Below are 15678 nucleotides of genomic sequence, written 5' to 3'. Positions count from 1 at the left end.
ATATCCTAAGTGATTTGTGCTAATTCGTGAAATTTGCGTCTATTTACGTCGCTCATTATTCGTAGGGCTTCGGCATATCAAACAATCCGCCAAATAGGTGATGGACAGTTCATAAACCCCATCCGTTCGCCCAATGTTTGAAGTATTAAAATCATAGGAAAACCCAAAGCGAAGCCGTTCAAATTCCAAACCAACTAATGCATTTACAGATGTTAGCAAATGGCTGTTGCCACTGTTTTTTGCAGGATTGGTAACGGCCATAGCTCCCAAAAACAACTTGTGAAGCTTTATAGTAGCAGCCAAATCCAAACGGTTGAATTGCCCTTGTTGCATATAGTTTAGGGACAATATCATATCGTTATGGTCGTAATATTCAAATCTATAATTACCATGCACAGTATAAAGAATGTCAAGCGGTACGTTGGCATTGTCTATAAATGAAATATTCGGCTGATTTAAATGCTTCACCGCTGCACCCAACCATAAATCTGTGTTGTTTCTCCTATTTTGCTTATCGAAAACAATTCCGGCCGTAAAATCGAAAAACCCGATTCTGGAATTGGCATTGTTGGCAAAAGGATCGACAGAAGTGGCACTTATGGTACCGGCATTGATATTAATTTGATCCGACAGCAACAGATTTCTAAAGTTAAAGGATTTCATGCCATAACCCACTTCAATGGCTGGCCGGAAGTACCAATCGTTGGCTAGGGAAACGATATAGGCAAAGTTTCCGTTAAACTGAAAATGGTTGTAATTGGTACTGGTTTCATGCTGATTTAAAATACTAAAACCAATGCCCATGCCGTCTCTGGACGATTCTAACCATGTGTTTAAAAAGGCGTATTGGGTATCCACCTGCAAATCCAAATGTGGCCATTGGGTACGGTGCATCACTCCAAAGTAGGTAGCTTGCTCAAACCCGGAAAATCCAGGATTCAAAGTTTCTGGCACCATAAAATATTGGGTGAAAATTGGGTCTTGCGCTTTTGCTTTGAAACAAAAGCAAATCATGAGTGTGATGAGATATAATCTTGCTTTCATTTCAATTATTTAATAAGTGTAACGACACCTTTGCTGGTAATGGTCCTGCCATAAAACGTCTCGCCCGAGAAGGTGTAATAATAATTGCCGTTTTCGGCCTCCGAGTCTTTAATCTTGCCGTCCCAACCTCTTAAACTATTGCCTTCCTCTGAATAAATCATACTGCCCCAAGTATCATAAATTTCAAATCTCATATTGGAAAGGGCTATTTGGGCGGGTGCGAATCGTTCGTTTAAGCTGTCGCTATTGGGTGTAAAGGCATTTGGAACAACCAGGTTGTAGCCTTTTTGTACCACCAGCGTTATGGTTTTGGTATATACGCAATCAAAAGGATAAACTACAGTTTGTGTAACGTTATATGTTCCCTCAGTTTGATAGGTATGCGTTGGGTTTTCATCATTTGCAATACTGCCATCCCCAAAATCCCAAGATACCCCAACAAAGTCCCCATTGCTTGTATTCGTGAATTGAATCGGGTCCTCAATAGAATAAAATCCAAAATTGGTAAATGCAAACGAACTAACTATAAAATCAGGATCGCCCAGCTCTGGAATATCGACATTGTAAGACAATGAAGTAGTGCAACCTAAACTATCCGTAACATCTATGATGACCAGACCGTTAACATCCGTCTGCATATTTTCGTTATTGGGGCCACTCACATTGCCACTGGACCAATTGATTTGATACGGGGGTACGCCACCACTGGGATTGGCCACAAAGGATTGGTCAACCGTTTTGGCGGCACAGTCCACATCGGTAATAATATCGATTTCAATTTCCAGAGGTTCAAACCTATTGATGGTAAAGTTTTTTGAAATAGTACAGTTATTGGCGTCAGTAACATTGAGCGTATAATCCCCGGGAGGAATGTTGCTCAAATCTTCTGTTGTCGCCCCGTTGGTCCATTGATAGGTTAGGGGCAAAGTGCCTCCAGTGACTATAGCATTAATACTACCGGTATTGGCATCATCACAATCTAAAGCATCAGTTTTTGTCCCCGAAATATCCAAAGGCGCGGGTTCCGTTATGACAAATGTTTCGGTTATTGTACAGGGCTTTCCGTCAATAATAGTAACCGTGTAAGTTCCCGGGCCAATGTTGTTGCGCTCTACCCCAGCTGTTGGGTCGTCATCCCAATTTAAATCCACAGGATCGATGCCACCTTCTAAATTCAAGATGATTCGACCGTCATTTGCACCAAAACAGGATATATTTTCAACCTGTGGTGTTATTCTGAAAATTGGAGGCTCAGCAATTATCACGGTGGCTTCTTTTACGCAGTTGGTGGCATCAGTTACGGTAATAACATATGTTCCGGGTGACAAATTGGTCTGAGATAACCCCGAGCCCAAATTGCTCCAAGCCACATCGTATGGGGCATTTCCGCCTGTAATTGAGTTAATTGTAATTGAGGCGTCGTTATCCCCATAGCATTCAATTTCCGTAGCTGAAGTATCAATAATAATTTCATCGGTCTGATCAATGACAACATCAAAAGTTGTCATACAGTTTGATCTATCGGTGACGGTAACATTATATGTACCTGCAATCAGTCCTGTTAAGTTTTGAGTTGAACTCGTAAAACTATTTGGTCCCGTCCAATTATAGGTATATTCAAAAATGCCAGAGGAAATTTCAAAAGGTCTTCCTCCTGTGACATTAATATTTATTTCGCCGGTGGCTTCCCCAAAACAAATCACATCAACCTTGCTGTCAAGGCTAACTTGTAATTCGGGAGGTTCAACTACATCAAAACTTTGCGTAATTGGAGTACAATTATTAGCATCTACCACTGTGATTTCATATAAACCGGGCCCTAGATTGGTCAGGTCTTCATCACTACTGTAGGCCGTTCCGTTTCTTGTCCAATTATAGGTGTAGGGTGTCGTGCCTCCCGAAACTTCAATACTAATTGCGCCATCATTCTCACCAAAACAGGAAATGGTTTCGGTATCAAAATCGATTGAACTAAAAATAAGCTCGTCCGGTTCCGTGATTGTAAACGTTTCTGAAAATGGACAGCCACCATCATCCAAAATCGAGACGGTATAATCACCGGGTGCCAAATTGAAAATATCCTCGTTAGTACTGGTATAGCCCGCAGGACCAGTCCAATTGATTTGATAAGGGTTTCCGGTTGAAAACGGAACACCTCCCGATATGGTGATTTCTAATGAACCTCCATTATCTGAATAACACAAACTATTGTTTTGGATTGAAGTAATGCTGATTGATGGGTTTACCGTGATTTCGACTTCAAAAGTAGCTCCTACACAGGTCCCTAAAGTAGGTGTAACCGTATAAGATACAGTTGCTGGATTAGTGGTATTGTTTACCAATGTTTGGGATATTGAAGTTTGAGGTGTGTTTTCTTGTGATGCGCCGGTAACGGCTCCTGCAGGATTTATATTGGGAGCTGTCCAAGTGTAGGTTGTACCTGCCGGAGCAATGTCCCCACCTGAACTGTTTGGGCTAATATCAAAAGAAGTGCCACTACAAATTACATCTGTTTTATTGCTGATATTTGGCGTTTCATTTACAGTGTTTTCAGCTACTTCTGAAATAATTTGGGTACATCCTCCAGAGGAATAAGTGATAATTACATAGTAATAAACCGTTCCTATAGTACCAGAAGGCGGGGTGTAACTCGTTCCCGTTTCACCACTAATTATTGTGCCAGAAGAGGTGTTATTCACAGTGTTGCTATACCACTGATATGATGGGGTACCTACGCCATTAGCTGTTGAAATAGACAGTGTATTGAAGCTTTCACCAAAACAAATTGTTTCTGAAATAGGTTGATTGGTAATCGTAGGAGCGGGGTTGACAATTACTTCCGAAACAGCACTAGTGACACCACAACCTGGATCCGCTTGCGAGATGACAACATAATAGTACTGAGTGCCAACGGTTCCCGTTGAAGGTGTATAAATTGCATTTGTGGCACCTGAAATCGCAGTGCCCCCGGTATTGTTATTGGTTGTATTGCTGTACCATTGATAGTCATAGGTGCTCCCAATACCTCCAGAAACCGTTACTTCCAAATCCTGAGGCGTTGTACCTTGGCAGATGGTTTGGGTAGTCAAAGGTTGTGCTATAATAATTGGATCATCCACAACAATAACTTCAGCAACTTCACTGGTAACAGGATTACAACCGCTTCCACTGATTGAAACTTCAACATAGTAGTAATAGCTTCCAGCAACTGTAAAGGTTGGAGGCATATAGTTGATATTAGTGGCTCCAGGAATTGAAGTACCTCCCGTGTTCGTATTGGTAGTATTCGAATACCATTGATAGGACACTGTCCCCGTTCCTCCAGAATGTGTCACGGTTAAATCATTATTGATATCTCCACCAACGCAAATACTTTGAGTAGGAAGAGGTTGGCTATCGATTTGAATACCGTCCACTATTTCAATACGGGCAACATTCGAAATAATTTCATCACAGCCCGCTCCGGAGGTAAACCTCGCAATCACATAATAATAAGTCACTCCAACGGGAGTATTTGGAGGAGAATACGTTGCATTTGTTTCACCACCAATAGCGGTTCCTGATGTTGTATTATTCACCGTATTACTATACCATTGATAGGTCGGTGCCCCCGGTCCGTTTACGGTGACCGATAAATCATTGATCGGGCCATTTTCACAAATGATCTCGGATTGAGGCTGACTTGTAAATTCTGGTGCAGGATCAACAGTAATTACTAAATTAACAGGTGCGCCAGCACAAGTGCCGTTAAATGGTGTGATGGTATAGGTAACATCCTCGGAAGTTGTATTTGAATTAAATATGGTTTGTGCCGGAATCGAGCTTGTCGTTCCGTTTGCAATATAACCCGAAACTCCCGCTGGTGCAGTTGCTGTCCAAACATAGGTTGTGCCACTTATGGTTGAATTTAGGGCCGTTTCAACAGTAGACGTCCCAGAGCAAATGGTTTGGGTCAAGTCCGTATTGGTGATTGATGGAATTTCGTTTATTGTAAAATCCTCCGTATCTGTCGTTGTTCCACAACTCGTCATGACGTTTAGGGTCACCGTGTAATTTCCCGGAGTACTGTAGGTAATTGTTCCAGGGTTTAAGGTGTTTGCTGATGAAGGCGTGCCTCCGGGGAAAAGCCATTCATATGTAACGGTTTCAGATGCAGGTGCACAAGTATCAACATTGGCAACTGGATCAATTGAAGCTGAGCCACAAAAATCTGCAATTGGATTTATCGCAACTGTGGGAGGGCGTTTTACTTCTACCGTTTCTGACTTGGAATCAGTCCCACAAGTATTAGTCGTGGTAAGAGTAACAGTAAATGTTCCTGCGCTTATAAATTCAAAAGAAGGCGAAGCTGAGTTTTCATCCGTACCGTTGGTAAAGTTCCATTGCCCAAAAGTTGTCCCGCAAAAGCCCGAAGTATAAGCTACCTCCCATAGATAGGTTACGTCACCACAGCTATCCGTTAAATCGGTGGCATTTGTTGCATCAATACCTAGTGGAGTACAGCCGTTATCAGAACTTAAAGTGAAATCGGCCACCAATTCCGGTTCTATACAGATGGTTTTAATAATTCGCTCTGTTTCACCACAAGAATTTGCAGCATATAATTCTACATCAAAATTCCCTGTAGAAGCGTAAGTATGTATTGGGTTTCTTTGGGTGGAGGTATTGCCATCCCCAAAATCCCAAAAATAGCCATCATTCACGGAGCAATTGTTAGAATATCCATCAAGCGATGTATTATTAAATTGAACTGGCGCATTGACACAGCTATTAGGTGGGTCTTCAAAAGCTACTTGCGGTTTTCTCAGAATAATGATAGGGCCTGCCGTTAAATTCGTTTGCCCACAGGAGGTGAGTATGTTCAAAAAAACAGTATAACTATTGGGGCAACTCGTTTCTGTATAGGTATGAGGTATTGGGAAATCTTCGGAATTCATAGGGTCAGCAGGGTCAAAATATGTTGAGGATTCCAATTCTCCCTGAGTATAAGTTTCTGTCGTGCCATCACCATAATCTATAAAGTAGACGGTGTCTGGAGGATTGGTAGCCCAAGACCCTATGGCAAATTCAATAGCATTAACCGGAAGACATAGATTAACGGTATTTCCAGGGTTTACTATGGCCCCCGTTGGGTTACTTGAGTTTTTGATGAGATATCGCATGGTGTTGTCGCAATTGGTTCCCCTTCCGGTTATATCCATATTGAAAGAACCAAGTTGCGTATAAGTGTGCGATGCAGGGAAAGTGACTCCCGTTTCAATCGGGCTACCATCACCCCAGTCGATATCATAGGAGTTGATACATGAAGATGTATTACTTCCCATACGAACATTAATGGTATAAGATGGATCCAGAGTGTTGTTACCACAATTATTAAATGGATCAAACTGGTTATCAGCATCAAAAAACTCCAGCCTTGGTTTTTGCCTTACATCAATCGTTTTGGTAATCGCCGATACACATCCGTTAGTATCAGTAACCGTAAGTGTTACGTTAAAGGTTTGAGAGGCACAGCCTAATGCGTCAAAAACATGAGTAGGGTTATTATTGTTTGATGAATTGCCGTCACCGAAATTCCAACTATAAGTAAAAGGACTGGCTCCTGTAACATTAGTTGTAAAGTTTACAGGTGTTCCGGAACAGGCATTGTCATTATTAAAAGTAAAATCTACAGTTGGCAAATCGTGAACGGTTACGGTTGCTGTTCCAGATACGTTCGCGGTTTCTGATGTACTATCCTCTACAGAAACCAATTCATGGGTGAAAGTTCCAGCAGTAGCCGAACTAACGGACAAATTTACAGCATTATTATTACCCGTTGTTGAAATGGTTTGTGGCGCACCACCATTTACCGTGTATGTAAATGTGTAAGGAGCCGTTCCGCCACTTCCTGTAAAAGTAATTTCGGGGTCGGGTGTGCTATTGATGCAAACTCCTGTGGTACCCGAAATGGATGCTGTTGGTGGCAATAATAACTTTATATTACTCTTGTAGCTTGAGCTAATTTGATTTCCAAAAGTATTGACAAAATTGTGCTCAATAAGATTTACGGCAAAAAACGATGCAATTATAACTGAGGAAAATAATGCAGTCAGAAATGTTTTTTTTGACATAGTGAGGGTTAGGTTAATAGCTGCAACTAAAATATGTATTCTTTATAAGCTATTGAACTAAATTTCGTGGTAATGTGTATTTTTTCTGTAAAATACCTAGTATTGGGTATAGATTTCAAAATGATGTTTATCATTCATAGGTAAACCCATAATTGTTATATTTATGAACTAAATAGAATTATGAAAGCCCTAGTCATATCAGGAGGAGGAAGTAAAGGTGCCTACGCAGGAGGGGTTGCCCAATACTTGATGGAAGTTGAGGGGCGTGATTACGACATTTTTTTGGGTACTTCCACCGGAAGTTTGTTGGTGCCACATCTTGCTGCAGGCGAAATTGATAAGATTTACCACGCCTATACTAATGTGCAACAGCACGATATTTTTAGTGTTAACCCTTTCGTTTTACGGAAAAAAGGAAAGCGGGAGTTTGTTTCCATCGATTTCTTGAATGTACTTTGGCAGTTTATTAAGTTTAAAAGGACTTTTGGTGAAAGTAAAGCGCTGAAAAAGCATATTAAAAAATATTTTACCCACAAGGAATACGATTTTATAAGAACGACCAAAGACGATGTTGTGGTTACGGTATCCAACCTTTCGAAAAATAGGGTAGAGTATAAGTCTATCAAAGATTACACTTACGAGGAATTCTGCGATTGGATTTGGATTTCGTGCAATTATATTCCCTTTATGTCCTTGGCGAAACGAGATGGTTTTGAATATGCCGATGGTGGTTTAGGTTGCGTAGTTCCTATTCGGGAGGCGATTTTAAGAGGCGCAACGGAAGTAGACGCCATTGTTTTAGAGGCTGAAACCATGGAATACAATAAGGTCTTGGGGAAAAATCCGTTTTCGCTGATGATTAACCTTTTCGGACATCTATCGGACCAGCTAGAACGTAACGATGTCACTATTGGAAAACTTGCCGCTAAAAACAGAAATGTCCAATTAAACCTATATTACACCCCATCCAAACTTACAGAAAACTCATTGATTTTCAATAAAAAACTCATGAGGTCTTGGTGGCAACAAGGCTGGGATTATGCCAAGAATAAGTGCGAACAAGCCGATTCCAATGAGTTGAGATTGGATAAATAGCTTCAGGTTTAGGGTTTATAGTTTGTCGTTGTAAGGCTAACTTGAAACCACAAACCTTGAACCTATCAACTTCCTATCCCCACAATTCCCGAACCTCTTCCTTTAAAATAGAAAGTGCGGCATCGCTAGGCGAAGGGCGTTCCATCATTTCGGTTAAAAGTACTTCACGAAGTTTGTCTGCCGAATCTGTTTTTTCCGAAAGATTGGCCTTTCTAATCAGCTGTACTGTGGCACTTTTAGCCGTGCTAATTACGCTCCAACATTTTTCTGAAACATAAATTTGTTGGGTTAAATTATGTTCCATTTCCTGCTGAATGCTTTGTATCAATAAAGCCTCATAACTATCTTTATCCGAAGATGTTGGAGTAACACGAATCAATAGTTTGTTTGGTGAAATACGCTCTAAAAAGAGTGTCAGCCGTTCGTATGCCTGAAGTCGAAGCGGGAGTGACGTAGCCTGCATATCCTTTTGCAATAAAAATCGTCGGCGACCATCTTCGTTTTGGGTATGTATTCTAAAAAAATGGTAGGCCACCACACCTGTAATTAAAGCAGGAAGGGTGTATAAAAATATTTCGATGATTCTGCTTGGCTCCATAGGTCTATTTTTTTTGAGTGTTACGCATCCCTCCCAAATATACACAATCTTTCAGGTTTTGCATTCCGTGAAATGGCACTTCAACTTTATTATACAAATAGGTTTTGTCCAATTGCTCGGAAAGGTTGTGGTCGTCCAAATTAATTTCTATGTCACTCATTTTAAATTGACAGGGGTGTTCGTAGCCGGCCGCATGGGTAATTTCAATTAATTCTTTTCTAAAAGTTTTAAAATATTGGGCCAAACGAGCAGATTTTAGGGGCACATTGATGCCATTTTGAAGCCATTTATTTTGAGTAGCAACACCGCTGGGGCAAGTGTTGTTATGACAGACCTGCGCCTGAATGCACCCAATACTCATCATAGCCTCGCGAGCCACATTAATACAATCCGCACCCATTGCAAAAGCCATGGCTGCTTTGGCAGGAAAGCCCAATTTGCCGCTACCAATAAAAACAATCCCTTCAGTTAATCCTTTTGCCTTGAATAATTTATAAACATCACTAAACCCGTAAACCCAGGGCAAGGATACATGGTCAGCAAAACTAGGGGGAGCCGCACCCGTGCCGCCTTCGCCACCATCAACCGCAATAAAATCGGGGCCTTTACCCGTTTTTCGCATGATGTCTGCCAATTCCTCCCATTGGTCCAATTTGCCTATGGCGGCTTTAATGCCCACGGGCAACCCGGTATTTTCAGCAATCGACTCAATAAAATCCACCATCTCAGGAACATTCGAAAATGCCTTGTGGTTTGGTGGTGACAGCACATCTTTTCCAATTTCAACACCCCTTATTTTTGCAATTTCCTTGGTGATTTTCTTCCCAGGTAATACGCCACCTTTTCCAGGTTTTGCCCCTTGGGACAATTTTATTTCAATGGCTCGGATAAAGGGATTGTCGTTGACCAACTTTACCATTTTTTCCATTGAAAACCCACCATCCTCACTGCGAACACCAAAATACCCCGTGCCAAAATGAAACACCACATCGCCACCATTACTATGATATGGGGATAAACCACCTTCACCTGTATTGTGATAGGCATCTGCCATGGCCACACCTTTATTCAAGGATTCTATGGCCTTTGCCGATAGCGACCCAAAGCTCATGGCCGAAACATTAATAACAGATGCTGGGCGATAGGGCTTTTTCCGTTTATGGAATTCGCCCATCACTTTCGCACAGGGCAAAAAGGTTTTGTCTGCTTTATTAGGATGGTTTTCAGGCAATTTAAAAGGCATCATGGCATTGTTCACAAAAATGTGATGGTGGGCATAAATATCCCTATCGGTACCAAAGCCTTCGTAATTGTTTTCATTTTTTGAAGAAGCATACACCCAACCGCGTTCGATGCGATTAAAGGGTAATTCCTCTCTATTGTTGGCCACCAAATACTGTCGTAACTCTGGACCAATCCCTTCCAGCCAATACCTTAAGTGGCCCACAATGGGGAAATTATGGCTAATGGTATGCGCTTTTTGGAAAAAAATATCACGAATGGCAACCAAAGCTAAAACGACTAAAACCCATCCCCACCAAGGGATACTCGAAAGGAAATCCAAAATAATATCCATGCTATCCATTTAATTTATGCATAAATATATTTAAAAAAATATAATGCCAATTGTTTATAATTATTGATAATTCAAGCCTAATAAACCGCCAACATTGGTTATTTTCACCTATGGAAAAAGATTGTAGTTTGGAAGCATATTTAGACCAATTAAACAGCGCGCAATTAGAACCCACCATTCAGATTGATGGCCCCATGATAGTTATAGCAGGGGCGGGTTCGGGTAAAACACGCGTGTTGACTTATCGCATAGCCTATATGATGAGCAAGGGGATTGACCCGTTCAACATTTTGGCACTCACATTTACGAATAAGGCGGCCCGTGAAATGAAATCGCGTATTGCTGCCATAGTGGGCGATAGTGAGGCCAAAAACCTTTGGATGGGAACGTTTCACTCTGTTTTTGCTAAAATTCTTCGGATTGAAGCGGATAGATTGGGCTACCCGAGTAATTTCACCATTTATGACACCCAGGATTCCGATAGGTTGATTGCATCCATCATCAAGGAAATGAATCTGGATAAGGATGTTTATAAATACAAACAGATCCGTTCCCGGATTTCATCCTATAAAAACAGTTTGATTACCGTGCGTGCCTATTTTCAAAACCCAGAATTGATTGAAGCAGATACTATGGCGAGAAGACCACGGATGGGAGATATTTACAAGGCTTACGTGGACCGTTGTTTTAAGGCCGGCGCAATGGACTTTGATGATTTGTTGCTAAAAACAAATGAATTGCTGACCCGTTTTCCGGATGCCTTGGCAAAATATCAAAACCGGTTTAAGTATATTTTGGTGGATGAGTATCAAGATACCAACCATTCACAATATTTGATTGTACGGGCGCTGTCCGATAAGTTTCAGAATATCTGCGTAGTAGGTGATGATGCCCAGAGTATCTATGCGTTTCGTGGAGCTAACATCAATAATATTTTGAATTTTCAAAAGGATTATGACGATGTAAAAGTATTCCGTTTGGAACAGAATTACCGTTCCACCAAAAATATCGTGAATGCGGCCAATTCCATTATTGATAAGAATCAGACCAAACTAGATAAAATTGTTTGGACAGCCAATGACGAGGGCGCAAAAATCAAAGTAAACCGTTCTTTAACTGATGGGGATGAAGGGCGTTATGTGGCTAGTACCATTTTTGAAACTAAAATGCAGGAGCATGTACCCAATAGCGATTTTGCCGTATTGTACCGCACCAATGCACAATCCCGTGCCATCGAGGACGCCTTAAGAAAGCGTGACATCAAATACCGTATTTATGGAGGCCTGTCCTTTTATCAACGAAAGGAAATCAAGGATGTGTTATCCTATTTGCGTTTGGTTATCAATCCTGCTGATGAAGAAGCTTTAAAACGAGTCATTAACTTTCCGCCACGTGGCATTGGGCAAACTACAGTTGACAAATTGGTTGTGGCGGCCAACGGATATGATAAAAGTATATTTGATGTGATAAAACACATCGATAAGGTGGATATTAAAATCAATTCCGGCACCAAAGCCAAGCTCGAAAACTTCGCCACATTGATTGAAAGCTATCAGGTGATGAACCAAAATACGGATGTGTTTGAATTGGCTGAGCATGTGACCAAAAGCAGTGGTTTAATTCGGGAATTCAATAAAGATGGTACTCCAGAAGGTGTGGCCCGGATGGAAAATATCGAAGAACTGCTCAATGGAATGAAGGATTTTGTGGAAGGGCAAAAGGAGATTGCAGATGCTACAGGTTCTTTAGCAGAATTCCTTGAAGATGTCGCATTGGCTACGGATTTGGACAATGAAAAGGGGGATAGCGACCATGTTGCGTTGATGACTATCCATTTGGCCAAAGGTTTGGAATTTCCATATGTGTTTATCGTTGGATTGGAGGAAGATTTGTTCCCAAGTGCGATGAGCATGAATACGCGAAGCGAATTGGAGGAGGAACGTCGTTTATTTTATGTAGCCTTGACCCGAGCCGAGAAACAGGCTTATTTAACTTATGCTTTGTCACGCTACCGTTGGGGGAAATTAATTGATGCCGAGCCGAGCCGTTTTATTGAGGAAATTGATGAGCAATATTTGGATATCGTCACTCCGATTGAAGAACGCCGCTACAATCCCATGCTGGATGCCAGCATTTTTGGTGATATTGAACCAAACAAAACTGTATCACTGAATAAAATTCGCTATAAACCTGCTAAACAATTTCAGCCTAAAAAAGGAGCTCCCAAAAAAACACCGGAAAAATTTCAAGCCACCACGCCCAAAAATTTAAAGCCCGTTTCAAAGAGCAGTAATGGGACGGCCAATCTTTTTGATAGCAAATTGGCCGTGGGTAACATTGTGAAACATATACGATTTGGGAAAGGCGAAGTCCTCAAAATAGAAGGAGCCGGAGCTGATACCAAAGCCGAAATAGAGTTTGAAACAGGAGGGAATAAAAAATTACTGTTGCGGTTTGCTAAATTGGAGGTGATTGGATAAATCCGTTTTCGGACAAACGATTGCTTTTTCTGCTCATAACCGCCAGTTTTTTATAAAATAAGCATCAAATACATTAAACCTTTAATTTCAATAACGGCCAAAACCTTTTCATCATATCATTTTTAAGGAATAGCTTATGAAATCTTTTACGCTACTCATCTTTGTGTTTTTGTCAACGGTTTTGTACGCCCAACCTCCAAGTAACGGGATGCAGGGAAGTCGAGGCCAAGGTGGTGGACAAAGAGGAGGCCAGGGTTTTCAGGAGCGTCAAACCCCTGATTTTGATGCTTATAAACAGGCTGGGATTTTTTATTATGATGAAGCCGAGGTTGTGAAGAAGATTAAAATTAAAAAGGATAAAAACTTAGAAATCAAGGTAAAAAAGGCGATCATTAATTATAATTCCAAAATAGAGGAAATCAGATTTGCCAACACCTACAACTTCGATACTTTGAATATTTATATGAATACTGCAAAGAACATAGCCATGGCCCTGCGCATTCAAAATATGATGGATGGTGGTCAAGGTGGAATGTCTCAGCGTAATGAAGACAATCCTATGCGAACTGCCATGTTAGAAAGCCGTAAAAAAATCAGGCCAGTCCGAAAGCAGGTAATACGCGAAGAGGAAGCATTAAATGATCAATTGTCTGGAATACTCAGTGAAAAACAATATGCCAGATGGCTAAAATATCAAAAGCATATTAAGGAAGCTTTGAACCCAAGAATACCCTCGAATAATTTGTCTCAAGGAGGGCCAAACAGAGGCGGAGGTGGTCAATTTGGTAATCGACAGGGAAACAGAATGCGATAAGAAAAGGAAATCATTTTACCATCCTAACTGAATTAACATGCCCATTACCATCATATTCCTTTACGGGATTGTCGGGGTCAACAATCCAATTGCCATCAACAATAAACTTATAGTGGTGTTTGCCTCCTGAAAGGGGAAGCGTGTATTTCCAACCGTATTCTTTTCTTTCCATTTCCAGTTGGTGCTCGTTCCATCCATTAAACGAGCCTGCCAGTATTACTTTTTCAGCGTTTGTGTAGCCTTTCAATTTAAAGGTAGTGTATGCCTTTATGTCTAAAACAGAATTATACTCGTGGAATTCATTCCTAGTTTTATTTGGATTATGAGGGTCTTCCATCCAATGCCCGTCCACTATAAAACGGTATTGATACCTGTCGGGTTTCATTTGAAGGGTCAATTCCCAGCCGTCGTCCGTTTTATTCATTTTAAATAAATGTTCGTTCCATTTGTTAAATGAACCAGCAACAATCACTTTTTTGGCATCTTTATAGCCTTTTAATTTAAAAGTGGCGTTTCCATCCTCATCTGGATAGGCCGTGTACATTTTAAGATTATAAACACCACGCAACCGCTTTCCGTTTTTTAAGGCTTTGGAAGAATTGGGGTCGTACTTGGAAGGTTCCGCCCAATAGGCGTTATTAATCACATATTTAAATTCCCACGAAAATTCATCGTTAAAATCATGGATGCTCTTTTTCAGTTCGTAAACAGAGTCTGAAATCTTTTGCATTTGCCAATGGTCTCGGGACCATAAATTGAAGTCACCGGAAACCGCTACCTTTTCGATATCAAAATCGGCAAATTCCATGGTTTGGCCAGTATGCTCCTTGGTGAATTTTGAATAATCCCTGACATCAAACCTAAAAATCACGGTATCGTTTTCAATCTTATACCCTTTAAAATCCTTGGTTTGTGCCTGAATATTGAAGTTAATAAAAGAGAGTGCTAACAAGAAATATGCAGATAGTCTGTTCATTGCGTGCGTAACGGATAGGCGATAAAATACAATTTTTCTTTTTGATAATTGATAATGGTCCTTTTCTGTGCAAAAAATTCATAGCCTAAAATACCATCCAGTTGCGTGCCAAATGCTTCGTTCAATTGGTTCAGATTGGTAAGTACAGTATACATCGGTCCAAAATAAATACTATCATTTAATTTAACACGATGCAATTTCCCTGCCAAAACATGAATACTTTTATTGGTTGCGCCTTGAAGTTTTAACCTTTTCTTTGGAATAAAGTACCGGCGCGCTTTTCTGTTGATACTTTTGTTAATTTGATTGAATTCGGCCGCGGTATCAATGCCCAATTTCACCTTCTGGTTATTGATAAAGCCGTCCACCACGATAGTATGCTTTTTTAAGTTGAAATCGATGCTGTCCACGATTTTTTCCAAATATACCTTGTCGTTCAGTTTGTTGCCGTTTTTGTCAACTTTGGTCAATGTGATTTGGTTCAAGTACAGGTCGATGAAGATTTCATAATCCTTCAAAATATTGTAACCGATAATGCCCAATACCCTTATTTTTTTGCTCGACTCGATATGTGATAAATCGATAACGTCAGATACCTTGTTATGATACACAAAACCGTTCAGATCAAATTCCCTAATATATCTTCTATAGGAATGGTCTAAGATTTGGTTTACGCCGGAAGTTTCATTGGAATTCCTTTGGAAATCATAAAGTTTCCCAAAATGGACTTTATTCAAAATCATGGCTTCTGAGCCCGTATCGATAATAAAATTGCCTTTTTTATCCAATAGTTCGGCTTCCACAACCATTAAATGATCTACCAATTTAAACGGAATCCTTGTGGTGTTTTCATTCAGGATTTCAGCCTTTGTAAATAGGACCGGAGGGTTGTAGCCCCCATTGGCAAAAGTATTGCAAACGCAAATAAAGAAAAGGGTTAGGGTTAAAATTGGCAGTCTCATATATTATAGACTACCTGAGC

The 15678-nt window shown here is 40.6% G+C and carries 9 protein-coding genes; 3 read left to right on the top strand and 6 right to left on the bottom strand.

Annotation, left to right across the window (positions count from 1 at the left end):
• Nucleotides 1–39: 39 nt before the first annotated feature.
• Both H7U19_RS10730 and H7U19_RS10725 read right to left on the bottom strand, forming a co-directional pair.
• Nucleotides 40–1044, bottom strand: coding sequence for a PorP/SprF family type IX secretion system membrane protein (locus H7U19_RS10730; RefSeq protein ID WP_186562182.1), 1005 nt, complete (start codon nt 1042–1044; stop codon nt 40–42).
• Nucleotides 1045–1049: 5 nt separating this feature from the next.
• Nucleotides 1050–7157 (bottom strand): PKD domain-containing protein, encoded by a 6108-nt coding sequence (locus tag H7U19_RS10725; protein ID WP_186562180.1) that lies wholly within the window; start codon nt 7155–7157, stop codon nt 1050–1052.
• Between the two features lie 180 nt (nt 7158–7337).
• On the opposite strand from H7U19_RS10725, the gene H7U19_RS10720 reads away from it, so the two are divergent.
• A complete protein-coding gene (locus H7U19_RS10720) occupies nt 7338–8252 on the top strand; it encodes a patatin-like phospholipase family protein (protein ID WP_186562178.1) in 915 nt (304 codons plus the stop codon).
• Between the two features lie 73 nt (nt 8253–8325).
• Here H7U19_RS10720 and H7U19_RS10715 read toward each other — a convergent pair whose 3' ends face one another.
• On the bottom strand, nt 8326–8850 hold the full coding sequence (locus tag H7U19_RS10715) for a DUF7935 family protein (RefSeq protein ID WP_186562176.1): 525 nt from the start codon (nt 8848–8850) through the stop codon (nt 8326–8328).
• Between the two features lie 4 nt (nt 8851–8854).
• Nucleotides 8855–10426, bottom strand: a complete 1572-nt coding sequence (locus H7U19_RS10710) for an FMN-binding glutamate synthase family protein (RefSeq protein WP_186562174.1) — start codon at nt 10424–10426, stop codon at nt 8855–8857.
• A 128-nt stretch (nt 10427–10554) separates the two neighbouring features.
• Here H7U19_RS10710 and H7U19_RS10705 point away from each other — a divergent pair, with 128 nt between their 5' ends.
• Together H7U19_RS10705 and H7U19_RS10700 are read left to right on the top strand one after the other, a co-directional pair.
• Nucleotides 10555–12906 (top strand): ATP-dependent helicase, encoded by a 2352-nt coding sequence (locus H7U19_RS10705; protein ID WP_186562629.1) that lies wholly within the window; start codon nt 10555–10557, stop codon nt 12904–12906.
• A gap of 136 nt (nt 12907–13042) precedes the next feature.
• On the top strand, nt 13043–13720 hold the full coding sequence (locus H7U19_RS10700; RefSeq protein WP_186562172.1) for a hypothetical protein: 678 nt from the start codon (nt 13043–13045) through the stop codon (nt 13718–13720).
• A gap of 10 nt (nt 13721–13730) precedes the next feature.
• Here the strand turns inward: H7U19_RS10700 and H7U19_RS10695 are convergent, their stop codons facing one another.
• Both H7U19_RS10695 and H7U19_RS10690 read right to left on the bottom strand, forming a co-directional pair.
• Nucleotides 13731–14696 (bottom strand): early set domain-containing protein, encoded by a 966-nt coding sequence (locus H7U19_RS10695; RefSeq protein ID WP_186562170.1) that lies wholly within the window; start codon nt 14694–14696, stop codon nt 13731–13733.
• Nucleotides 14693–15658, bottom strand: a complete 966-nt coding sequence (locus tag H7U19_RS10690; protein WP_186562168.1) for a hypothetical protein — start codon at nt 15656–15658, stop codon at nt 14693–14695. The genes H7U19_RS10695 and H7U19_RS10690 overlap by 4 nt, the downstream gene beginning before the upstream one ends.
• Between the last annotated feature and the right edge of the window lie 20 nt (nt 15659–15678).

Source organism: Hyunsoonleella aquatilis (assembly GCF_014270105.1).
Taxonomy (GTDB): domain Bacteria; phylum Bacteroidota; class Bacteroidia; order Flavobacteriales; family Flavobacteriaceae; genus Jejuia; species Jejuia aquatilis.
This window is presented reverse-complemented; position numbering and strand designations above follow the sequence as displayed.